This window comes from Photobacterium sp. NCIMB 13483 (assembly GCF_003025475.1).
GTDB lineage: Bacteria > Pseudomonadota > Gammaproteobacteria > Enterobacterales > Vibrionaceae > Photobacterium > Photobacterium piscicola.
On the sequence record NZ_PYLV01000005.1, the window covers coordinates 130,552 to 142,595 of the forward strand.

Sequence of the window (12,044 nt, forward strand, 5' to 3'; positions counted from 1 at the left end):
TTTAATTAATCTCTTGTTGTTCATTTTTAGATAGGTAACGTTCTTTAGCAGCAGCAATAACAAAAACAGCGGCAAAAAAGATACCAATCAACCATTTAGCTTCCATAAATTCAGGGAAATAATGGGTAATAGATAATTCAAGTAAAAGTAGCACTGAAAATATCTGTAAACCAACAATGGTCAATTGTAACCACGTCGCTTTGTTGTAAAGACTACGGGTTAACATCCATACAAAAAAAACCACAGCAAGAGCAATTTTCACTTCAATAAACACATTATTATCCTCAATTAGTCGGGCTAATTTGATGGTATAAATTTTAATCTAATGTTTATGTAAGGATTATTAGGGTAAATATAAAATTTTTATAAATAAAATACTGTTAGTGTTATTTAACCCACTTAATCATCATTAATAAGGCGATAACCGACCCCATTTTCAGTAATGATATATTGTGGTTGCGCGGGTGACGCTTCTATTTTATGGCGTAATTGCGCTATATGAATTCGAACATAATGCGCATGTTCAGTATAATTACCGCCCCACACTTCTTTTAGTATTTGCTTATGGGTTAACACCTTACCCATGTTCTTAGCTAACAAGGTTAGTATCTTATATTCCTTGGGCGTTAACTTAATTGATTCATCAAACCGTGTCACCGTTTGCATGGCAACATTCAAGATAACGTCACCAAACTGATATTGAATCACATCCTCAGCACTCATAGTGGCGTTCATTCGCAATGCAACTCGTATTCGCGCCAGTAACTCTTCACTACCAAATGGCTTAGTTAAATAATCATTCGCACCAGCATCTAAAGCGAGTACTTTATCCGCTTCTTTATCACGGGCAGAAATAACAATGATCGGTATTTCAGTCCATAAACGCAATTCTTTAGTAAAGTCGAGCCCATCAGCGTCTGGCAACCCAAGATCTAATAATAGTAGATGTGGATTCCAAGTCGTGATTTGTTTCAGACCTTCCTGCGCTGTCTCAACCGTTTTAACCTGATAACCATGTCCTGTGGTTAAAATATCAAGAAATCGACGAATAGGTGCTTCATCTTCAATGATTAAAATCTTACTATCATTACTCATAAATATCCGTTAACTCATATTTTTCACAAGGAATTTTAACCACAAAGAGGCTACCACCACCCGATCGTGATAATACGCTAATCTCGCCATTATGAGCGGCAACAATTAACTGACAAATAGCCAAGCCTAAACCTGTCCCTTTTACTTTGACTTGCTCGGAGCGATAAAAGCGTTCAAAAATACGTAGTCGATCTACAGGAGCAACACCACACCCACGATCCGCAATTTCAATAATAAAATGCCCTCGCCGATAATCGGTTTTAATATCAATTATACTTCCAGCAGGGCTATATTTTGCCGCATTTTCAATAAGATTAGCAATAATCTGCTCAATTAAGGTGTAATCAAGTGAGACTAAAATAGTATCGCCACTTAATTTAATAGAATGTGATTTGATGACCTGTTCAACACGCTTAATTGCACTACCAATCACTTCTTCAGGCTCCACCCAGTCACACTTAGGGATTAATGTTTTAATACTATAACGACTAATATCAAGCAGCTTAGTTAAACTGCGATTTAAGCTATAACCCTCTTCTGCGATCGATTGTAAAAGCTCGTGTTGGGTTTGTTGGGGTAAATGCAATGTTGTATCGCTTAATGTCGTAGCAGAACCAATGATAGCCCCTAATGGGGTTTTTAAATCATGAGATACCGCCGCGAGTAATGTATTGCGCATTTGCTCTAACTGTGTGGCTTCTTTCGCTACAGTTAACGCCGCATTTGCTTCTGATCTGGCTAGCGACAAACTGATCAATGTACTCAAAATAGGATTAAAGACTTGCTCTGATAATGACTCAATCACTAACACACCAAACATGCCAGATTGATCATCTAATGGATGTAGACTCAAGGTAGGAGAAATATATTCAACGTGTTGTTGTTGACGGCTTATAAAACGTTCAACTAAAGGTTGATAGAATATGTCACTGATCTTTTCATGTGTGGTTAAGCAGTGTAGTTGCGGTGAGAATAACCATATCTGAGCCCGCATATGTAAATGCTGTTCGAGATGAATAATCGATGCCTTAGCAATAGCATGACTTTCATTTAATGCCGCAAGTACAGAGGCTAAATTATAATTACTGTTCAGCTCAGCACGTAAAATTTTATTTTCTCGTATTTTTTGTTGCTGCGACTGTGTTATTCGAACTGCAAACACACCACTAAATGCCATCACCGAAAAAGTAATAATATGTTGGTAGTTTTGAAACTTAAATGAATTATGTTCCGGTAACACAAAGAAATGAAAAGCAACAATACTCGCCGCGGTGATAACATATGCCATTCGCTTTCGAAGCAAAAAACCACTGATAATATTTAATAATAGCAATAACATTGCAGTATCAGTTTCAATAATAACATCGCGAAACGCGACCCCAAAATACGTCACTAATATATACAATAATAATAAAACACTGGCTTTTGCTACATCAAACCATGACAACGCGTTATTCATTTATTTCTCATTATTTCACAATCTCAATTCAATCTTATATGACACACAACAAAACGCTTATCTTTATTAATCAATTATAAAGATAAGCGTTATTATTCTTTACATAACTAAATTTCCACATGAACACCAATTTCAATCAATCTATCAGACGGTACATGTAATCGCTCTGACGTACGTAACGCATTACGACTTAACAAAATAAATAACCGCGCTTTTGTATCATGCCACCATGAAGTTGGTTTTACTTTTATTCGCTCTGATGACATAAAAAATAATGTATCCGTCGAATGTAACGTAAAACCATTACTACGAGAAACCGTATAAATTTGTTCAATATCCGGTGATTCTTGATACCCAACATAGACAATCATTTGCCAGAAAGTTGCCGATAACTGTGTCACTTCCATCCGTTTTAAAGGATGCACTCGTGGTTGATCTGGATATTTAAATGTTAATAACACATTCCGTTGGTGTAAAACCTCATTATATTTCAGATTATTGATTAATGATGACGGAACCTGAGCTTCATTTCGTGAAAAATAAACCGCCGTTCCTGAAGCTCGTGTCCATGGCTTTTGCTCAAGTTCACTTACCATTGCTTCTGCTGATAATGGCTGTTTTAAAAGTGATCCCAACCGTTGCCGTTCTAAATACCAAATCACCATCAATATAAACACCATTGAACCAATCGTTAATGGTAGCCAGCCGCCATCCATAAACTTTAATGATGTCGCTATAAATAATAAAGCATCATAAGTCAGCATCAATAATCCATATTGTAGTGTCATCAACCGCGACCACTGCCACAAATGACGCGCAACAACTAACGTAAATATCGATGAAATCAACATGGTTGCAGTTACAGCAATACCATAACCTGCGGCTAAGCGTTCAGAACTACCAAAGGCCAATACCACTGTAATAACAAGAATAAACAATAATAAATTAGCTAATGGTACGTAAATCTGTCCCTGTGCTTGATGCGAAGTATGGTAAATTCGCATTGGAGGCAAATAACCTAAATGTACCGCTTGGCGAGTCAAAGAATAAATCCCGGAAATCACAGCTTGAGAAGCGATTACTGTTGCGAACGTCGCTAATATAATTAACGGTAGACGTAGTATTGTTGGCGCAAGTAAAAAGAAAGGATTCGAAGCAGTACTCGCATTCGCCAGCACTAATGCCCCTTGGCCAAAGTAATTTAACACTAGACACGGCATCACAATAAAAAACCAAGCAAGACGAATAGACTTAATCCCAAAATGCCCCATATCAGCATAAAGCGCCTCAACTCCAGTAACTGCCAGCACGACCACACCTAAAGTAAAAAGTGTCTCGATACCATGGTTAATCACAAACGTTAATGCATACCATGGATTTAATGCTAATAGAATTTGAGGATGAGCAACAATGCTGATAAATCCAAGTATGCCTATACAGCTAAACCATAACAGCATGACAGGCGCAAACAAACGTCCAATACTGCCGGAGCCATATTTTTGAATCGCAAATAGAGCACAGATAATAGTAATGGCAATCGGAATGATCAGCGGTTGTAAATCATGATTAATAACGGTAATTCCCTCAACCGCAGAGAGCACCGACATCGCAGGTGTAATGATGGCTTCACCAAAGAAAAAACCAGCGGCAAGCATGCCTAAAAAGATAATGATTTTTTTACTATACTCAGGGGCTGCACTATGTGCTAATGCCGTTAACGTTAACACTCCCCCTTCACCACGCTTAGACGCTCGCGTAACAACAGCCAAATATTTGATAGAGACAGTAATAACAAACGTCCAAAAGACAAGCGATAGCACACCAAACACATTGGCTGAATCAATAATTAGCGCATGTGAGCCACTAAACATCGCTTTAAATGCATATAATGGACTAGTACCAATATCACCATATACAATCCCAACAGATAAGCACGTAAGTACTAATAATGACTGTTTTTGATTTTGCATAACATGTTACATATATGCATGCTTTTTATAACAGCAATACATAAAGCCTTGTTTCATTTAATAAGGCGAGCAGATTAACAAGGGTAATATAAAGTTAGGGTATATTTTCAAGCACAGAATATAAATAAAACATAAAGATTGATGGTTATTCATACAGCTTGTAGTAACCATCAGCAATGTATAAATATAAAAAAAGCACCAGCCATTGGCTGATGCTTTAAAATAAATAGGATGATATCAGTGTTTACATACTTTCAATATTTCTGCCTGATGTTTCAAAACTGTACTTATGTGTTACCCATGCGCCAAGCAATGACGTGACCACTAAACACAATAAGAGCGTAAACACACCAATTCCATGTAATAGAATCGGAAATAAGAAAGCCGTTAAAATAGCACCAAATTTAGCAATTGATGCAGCAAAACCGGCCCCTTTGGCTCTGATTTTTACTGGAAAAACTTCACCCGATATCAAATAGGTTTGTGCATTAGGACCTAAATTATTCATGAAATTAAATAACATAAAACCTAAAAACAACATGTACATTTGATAATCACCATGCAATTTCACTGAAATTGCTGCACACAACAAACCAATAGCGCAACCAATAAAACCATAAATCTGAAGCTTCATGCGGCCAACAGATTCAGAAAAAATAATCGCACAGATAACGCCAACAATTAACAAGCAGTCAATAACAGCAGTACCTTTTGCTAAATAAATTGTATTAGCAATCGTGTTATGTAGTGCATCGCCCCCAGTTGCTTTATGAGGATCAAGCACTGACGCAAGAATCACTGGCGTAAAAATACCAATACCATAGGTACCAAGATCTTGAATAAACCAAGGGACCGATGCCAAAATTGTTTTGGCGCGATATTTTTCTTTAAATAACCGTTTGTATCCATGTAACCAAGAGGTTAATTCAACCTCGTCACACGGTGTATCTACAATAGGCATTGACGACTGTTGCGAACGATGTAATAACCGCTTAAGTGATGTTTCAGCGTCAGCTTTACGATTTTTAGACAAAAGCCAATGCGCACTTTCAGGAATAAAGAAACGTGCAATCGTAATCGCTAATGATGGAATCAAAGCAATAATATACATTAAACGCCATGCATTGATGTCGTTAACATACGTCAATACAAAAATACCGGTTAAAATACCAAACAAAACACCAATAGACTGAAACGCAAACGCACCCAAAACCAACTTACCACGGTTTTTGGATGGAATACTTTCAGATATCATTAAGTGCGCCGTAGGATAGTCACATCCTAAAGCCAAGCCAATGCCAAAGTTAAATACTAAAAGACTTAAATAAGAGTGACTTGTCGCCATACCTATCAAGCAGATAGAGAGTAAAGCCATCTCAATAATGAACATTTTCTTACGTCCATAAAGATCAGATAGCCCACCCAGAGCACTTGCTCCAATTAAAATACCAAACAGAATCGAGGAACTAATTATACCTTTCTGTAGCTCTGTTAAATGAAATTGTAGGGTTAATAATGGTAGGGTTAACCCCATCATAAAAACGATCATACCCTCAAAAAACTTACCAAATGTTGCTAATAACCAAATTCGCCATTGCACACGTGTCATTGACATTGAATATTTACTAGTAACTAAGTTACTTGTTGATATTTCATCAATATAACTCTGGATCGTATTTTGCGGTTGAATCTCTATTTTTTGATTCATGTTAAAATCAACAATGCTTATTGTCTTAATTCAGACGAATATCAGTATTAAAGTTGGCAGTATATAAACATATATCACAACCAAAAATGAAATTTATTTTCTAGGTGTAATTAATCGTCATTATGCACCAAGGGCTGAATTGTTTCTTCTTCGAAGGTAAAACAAATTAAAAAACACCAGTATTTACCTTTTAAATCATTATGTTAGACAAAAACAAAAAATAATGAAAATAGCTTTCTCATACAAATATTTAGATTTATTTTATATGTAAAGATCAAAAATAAAATATAAAATACTATTTATTATGGGTGCATTAACTAATAATTAAGCAATATTTGTTATTTTTTAATGCAAATTAATTTAAATAACCTCTCATTTATCATTTTGATTGATAAAAAAACAATCATCAAGTGTAAAAATAACCCTCTTTTTTGTTAATAAAAAATACAATCTATTTATATAATTATAATGAAAAGACAATACCTCACCTAGCAACCATTATTATAAGTAATAACCATTACTTTAGCGGATATCTTATTCAAAGACGCTAATCGTAACTAAATGTTTTTAATCGAAAAAAATTAAAAACAAATTATCCATTAATTCTTATAATTACGATGAAGAATGATGTTAGTTAAAGACCTATTAGCATCGACAGACGCACCAAATCATGTTGGAATCATAATAAGATGTTAATCCAACAGTGATACTCTCATTAACTCTAAATTTAGCCCCCATAGCCGTTATTACTTGTTCGCCATATGAACTCATGCCGATACTAATATTGTATTCATAGTCATTTAATAGTGCCGCTATTTGTATTATCACTATTGCAAAAAAACATATATAACATTAATAATAAAAATAAATGCATAACCTGCATGAATAGACCTTCTATTTAGAATAAATAATAGTGTTCATACGAGATTTATTCCGTTGGTACAACAAATAACCTCAACTGTAATGACACAATAATGACATACCATTGCTATGCTATTGGTTATTAAGCACCGTATTAACAATGATAACCAAAGGCAACAATGAGTAGACAACAACCATCACAACTCTTAATAATTTGTGACACTATACTTCAACAAATTGATCGCGGTTTATTTGCAACCCAATCAAAACGATTACCATCAGAGCGAGAGTTAAGTGATATTTTTAATGCCAGCCGATTAACGGTAAAGCAGGCACTATTACAATTAGAATCTCAAGGTATTATCTACCGCAAAGAGCGCCGAGGCTGGTTTTTAATGTGATCCTAAAACTACGAGCAAAGGAATGCCAACAGACACATTAAAATAAATAGAACTCATCGATAAAGTCATAAACATCAACTATCAGTCTGCTCCATAACAAAAATATCTAAATATCGATATCTTTATATAGAGAACCGTTGTTAGTCATTCATTACGTTCAACAACCAAATAAGTTAGATTTACAATCAATAAAAAACATCATTTATTTATCAAGTGAAACCACTTGTTTCATTTGCTTTATTTTGATACGTTCATTGCATGAAAAAGATAACACGTACTATCTCACCCCTTTTCTTTTGGTGGCGCTCTTCATAGAGCGGCGCTGATATAGAGTTATCTTTTTATTTCTATTTCATTTTGTCGCCGGAAGGTTGCAAATGAATACGCCTAATCTTATCCGTATTTCCTCACCTCTCCGGCCACACTTTTTCGGAGAAACATATGAACACTCAGGCATCCATCACACCAGATCAACATCAACCGATTATTCTTACAGGTGACCGTGCAACAGGTCAACTTCACCTTGGCCATTACGTTGGATCATTACAACAACGCGTTCAATTACAACATCAATATCAACAAAATATTTTAGTGGCAGATATGCAAGGTCTTACTGACAACGGCCATAATCCACAAAAGGTCGCAGACAATATCCTTAATGTTGTCGCTGATTATTTAGCGGTTGGTATTGATCCTAAACTTACCACTATTTGTCTACAATCAGCGATTCCTGCTCTCGCTGAATTAACCATGTATTACTCCAACATTGTTTCGATTGCACGTTTAGAACGTAACCCTACCGTTAAAAGTGAAATTCAGTCTAAAGCCTTCGGCCGTTCTATTCCTGCTGGATTTTTAACTTACCCAATATCTCAAGCAGCTGATATTACAGCATTTCGTGCAAGCTTAATCCCTGTTGGTGATGACCAATTACCAATGCTTGAACAAACCAATGAAATTGTTAGAAAAATAAATACTATTGCAGGTAAGAATATTTTAGTGGAATGTCAACCGCTATTAAGCAAAGTCGCTCGCTTACCAAGTACTGACGGTAAAAATAAAATGTCTAAATCAATGGGGAATACCATCACATTAGGTGCTGATAGTAAAACGATTTCACAAGCAGTAAAATCAATGTATACCGATCCTAATCATCTCCGTGTTGAAGATCCTGGCTGCGTTGAGGGTAATATTGTGTTTACTTACCTTGATGCTTTCCACCCAGATGGGGCTTATGTTGAAACGTTAAAGCAGCAATATCGCCAAGGAGGTTTAGGTGATGGAACAACCAAGAAAATCTTAGAACAATGTTTACAAGATCTAATATCGCCAATACGCAAACGTCGTAGTGATTATTTAAATAACCAAGATTATCTCATTGAAGTCCTAAAAGCAGGAACCGAACATGCTAATCAACAAACGCAACAAGTCTTAACCGATATTAAAACAGCCTTTGGTCTAAATTTGTTTTAATTTTCTTTATAATCCTGCCTATTGATTAGGCAGGGTTATTGATAAAATTTTAACTTCATCAATAAGAATGATACTACTTTAATAGATCTCGATTATTAACAATATATGATTTGATCTTTTTTAAACCCAATATAATAAAGAAGCTATAAGGAAAAATAGCCATTCCTAATAGTTCATACTGGCTATCATTTATTCTTTTAAACCAATAAAAAAAACCCAATAAAATATTAATAATGAATATACTAATCAGAGCGCTATACATGTATATATTTTTTGTCATTAAATTATATATTAAGTATGGCTCGTTCAGATTAAAAATACCATTATAAATTTAAAAAAAAACCTTTCCAATAACATGCGAATATAATCTTTAGGAAAAGTATCCATCGTATAAATCCACCTCACTTAAATAAATCCATTCAACTTAAGCCATAAGATTGTTATATGTAATATCGAAAAGAATTCACCATTAATTAAATATAATTAACCACTCAATTATAATAGTATATAATAATACTTTTTAGGATAACTCACTCATCTTTACATTATTTTTCATTAGGTATAAAAAAGGCTGAATATTTTATATTCAGCCTTTTAATTAGTCTTATATTTTTAACCGTTTTTTGGTGGTGTAAAAGCAGTTAATGTTGGAGCAACACCTGTGAATTTTTCAATTTTGACCACACCAGAGTTACCGCAGTTACCATTACCTAAACGTGATGTTGGAATATCCATCGTTAATACGTTTGGTCCACCATTTTTACACATACCCGTCTTAGGATCTAAATCAGGCCATGCACCTTCGTGGATACATACGCTGCCTTTTTTAATACCATCAGAAACAAAAGCACCAACCAAAACTTGGCCGCGTTGGTTGTAGGCGCGCACTAAGTCGCCATCTTTAATACCACGAGCTTTTGCATCTTCCGGATGGATCGTAATAGGTTCACGGTTCTGTACCGCATATTGTTTACGAAGATCAGCATAGTTAAATTGGCTATGTAAGCGATGTGCTGAGTGTGATGTCATTAACTGCAATTCACCATCATTGTAATTAAACATCCACTCGGTTGGCTCCATCCATACTGGGTGTGGAGGACAATCATCTAACTTAAAGCTTTCAATCGTTTTAGAGAAGATCTCAATTTTACCACTTGGTGTGCCTAGTGGGTTCATGATGGGATCTTTACGGAAATCACCAAACCGCACAAACTCAGCGTTCTTCGCGTTCCACTTCATTTCAATAAGCTTATTCGCTTCCCAAAACTTAGAGAAATTCATCATTGGAATACGTGCGTTACGGCCACCTTTTTGAGCAGTTTTATAGAAATCACGCAGCCATTCCATCTCCGTTTTATTTTCCATATACACATTTCGACCGCCGGGCTTTAGGTGTTCTGCCATATCAGCAAATACATCTAAATCACTACGCGCTTCGTTTTGTGGCTCAACCACTTGCTTCATCGGCACAAGATGCTGATTAGAGTAATCACCTGTCATCGTCAGATCATTACGTTCAAATGAAGTCGTAATAGGTAGCACGATATCCGCGTGTTTAGCTGCCGCTGTCCAGTATGGTTCTGAAATAACGATCAATTCAGGTTTTTGCCATGCTTTAATCAACCGGTTGGTATCTTGGTGATGAGTAAAGTTTGCACCGCCCGCCCACCAGATCATCTTTAATTCAGGGAACGTTAGAGTATGGCCATTATGTTGGTACTCTGTACCCGGCTTTTCCAAACACTCAACAATACGCGCGACAGGGAAAGCTGTAACCGAACCTTGAACAGCCCAATCATTACCACCTGCAGAACTTGTTCCTAGAGATGGTGACATTGCAGGTAATACACCAGCGTCACGGGTTGGATTACCACCATTAGAATAATGGTATGAATAACCAAAACCACCGCCAGGTAAGCCAACTTGACCAAGCATAGAAGCAAGTACCGTTAGCATCCAATGACGTTGCTCACCGTGTTGCTGGCGTTGCATACCCCAGCCAGCCATAAGCATAGTGCGGTTTTCTTTGAAAATTTTAGCCAGAAGCTCCATTTGTTTTGCAGGAACGCCACAAATAGCTTCAGCCCATTGTGGTGTTTTCTCGATGCCGTCTTCTTTACCCATGAGGTAGGCTTCAAATTGCTCAAAGCCTACGGTGTATTTAGCAAGGAATTCAGTATCGTGTTGTTGTGTTTTGATCAACTGATAAGCAATACCCATCATCATTGCCACATCTGATTGCGGGTTAGGTGCAATCCATTGGGCTTTATCACCAAAAAATTCAGCGGTTTCTGAACGCATTGGGTCAATGATAATAACAGTTTTGCCTGATTTCTTAAGTTGATGGAAAAATTCAAGACCTTGACCATCACTTGAAGACCATGCAATTTTTAACGTATTGATAGGATTCAAACCCCACAATACAACCACTTTACTGTTTTCTAGAATTACAGGGTAAGTAGTTTGTTGTTCATAAACTTCAATCGAGCCAACAACGTGCGGCATAATAACTTGAGCCGCACCCGTAGAATAGTCGCCTAAGTGACCCGCATAACCACCCGACATACTCATATAACGCTGAAGTAATGTTTGCGCTTTGTGCAAGACACCACTTGAACGCCAGCCATAAGAACCAGCAAAGATAGACTCAGGGCCATAAGCTTTACGAATACGCATATGTTGCTCATGGATCAGCTTATAAGCCTCATCCCATGATACTTGCACAAATTCATCGCTACCGCGTACACCTTGAGGAGCACTTGGGTTTGCTAAATAGCCTTTACGCACCATTGGGTACTTAACACGTGCTTTAGTATAAACCTGAGAAGGCCCCGTTTGTTGCAAGCTGTTGGGCACTGTTTGTGCTAATCCATTTTTAGTCGATACCAATTGGCCATCTTTAACTTCACAAAGCAAAGGCCCCATACGACCAGCAGTTAGCACCAATGAATCAGTACGGCCAAGCGTAGTAGCATTAACCGATAATGGAGCTATAGAGGTGATCGCTAATGCACCAGCAGATGCACTTGCGCCTTTTAAAAAGCCGCGACGAGTAATAGTTGTCATAGTCACCACTC

At 36.7% G+C, this 12,044-nt stretch carries 8 protein-coding genes; 2 read left to right on the plus strand and 6 right to left on the minus strand.

Translation table 11 applies throughout. From position 1 onward, the window contains the following. Position 1 precedes the first annotated feature (1 nt). The 5 genes from C9I86_RS06380 to C9I86_RS06400 form a co-directional block, all read right to left on the minus strand. Positions 2-274, minus strand: coding sequence for a hypothetical protein (locus C9I86_RS06380; RefSeq protein WP_107275948.1), 273 nt, complete (start codon positions 272-274; stop codon positions 2-4). A 125-nt stretch (positions 275-399) separates the two neighbouring features. Continuing rightward, the gene (locus tag C9I86_RS06385) at positions 400-1,095 is read right to left on the minus strand and encodes a response regulator (RefSeq protein ID WP_080155472.1); all 696 of its coding nucleotides are present in this window, start codon (positions 1,093-1,095) and stop codon (positions 400-402) included. After that, the gene (locus C9I86_RS06390) at positions 1,088-2,554 is read right to left on the minus strand and encodes an ATP-binding protein (RefSeq protein WP_080155471.1); all 1,467 of its coding nucleotides are present in this window, start codon (positions 2,552-2,554) and stop codon (positions 1,088-1,090) included. The genes C9I86_RS06385 and C9I86_RS06390 overlap by 8 nt, the downstream gene beginning before the upstream one ends. A 107-nt stretch (positions 2,555-2,661) precedes the next feature. Next, a complete protein-coding gene (locus C9I86_RS06395) occupies positions 2,662-4,524 on the minus strand; it encodes a potassium transporter Kup (RefSeq protein WP_107275949.1) in 1,863 nt (620 codons plus the stop codon). Between the two features lie 244 nt (positions 4,525-4,768). Further along, positions 4,769-6,232, minus strand: coding sequence for an MFS transporter (locus C9I86_RS06400; protein ID WP_107275950.1), 1,464 nt, complete (start codon positions 6,230-6,232; stop codon positions 4,769-4,771). A 1,040-nt stretch (positions 6,233-7,272) separates the two neighbouring features. On the opposite strand from C9I86_RS06400, the gene C9I86_RS06405 reads away from it, so the two are divergent. After that, positions 7,273-7,494: a GntR family transcriptional regulator gene (locus tag C9I86_RS06405; RefSeq protein ID WP_107275951.1), complete on the plus strand. Its 222-nt coding sequence runs from the start codon at positions 7,273-7,275 to the stop codon at positions 7,492-7,494. A gap of 441 nt (positions 7,495-7,935) precedes the next feature. Further along, a complete protein-coding gene (gene trpS, locus C9I86_RS06410) occupies positions 7,936-8,967 on the plus strand; it encodes a tryptophan--tRNA ligase (protein ID WP_080155467.1) in 1,032 nt (343 codons plus the stop codon). Positions 8,968-9,579: 612 nt separating this feature from the next. Here the strand turns inward: trpS and C9I86_RS06420 are convergent. After that, positions 9,580-12,033 (minus strand): molybdopterin guanine dinucleotide-containing S/N-oxide reductase, encoded by a 2,454-nt coding sequence (locus C9I86_RS06420; RefSeq protein WP_080155465.1) that lies wholly within the window; start codon positions 12,031-12,033, stop codon positions 9,580-9,582. Between the last annotated feature and the right edge of the window lie 11 nt (positions 12,034-12,044).

Excerpts from the sequence above, each read along its gene's own strand:
- C9I86_RS06385 (WP_080155472.1), bottom strand. The coding sequence starts at position 1,095 with ATGAGTAATGATAGTAAGATTTTAATCATTGAAGATGAAGCACCTATT.
- C9I86_RS06390 (WP_080155471.1), bottom strand. The coding sequence starts at position 2,554 with ATGAATAACGCGTTGTCATGGTTTGATGTAGCAAAAGCCAGTGTTTTA.
- C9I86_RS06395 (WP_107275949.1), bottom strand. The coding sequence starts at position 4,524 with ATGCAAAATCAAAAACAGTCATTATTAGTACTTACGTGCTTATCTGTT.
- C9I86_RS06400 (WP_107275950.1), bottom strand. The coding sequence starts at position 6,232 with ATGAATCAAAAAATAGAGATTCAACCGCAAAATACGATCCAGAGTTAT.
- C9I86_RS06405 (WP_107275951.1), top strand. The coding sequence starts at position 7,273 with ATGAGTAGACAACAACCATCACAACTCTTAATAATTTGTGACACTATA.
- trpS (WP_080155467.1), top strand. The coding sequence starts at position 7,936 with ATGAACACTCAGGCATCCATCACACCAGATCAACATCAACCGATTATT.
- C9I86_RS06420 (WP_080155465.1), bottom strand. The coding sequence starts at position 12,033 with ATGACAACTATTACTCGTCGCGGCTTTTTAAAAGGCGCAAGTGCATCT.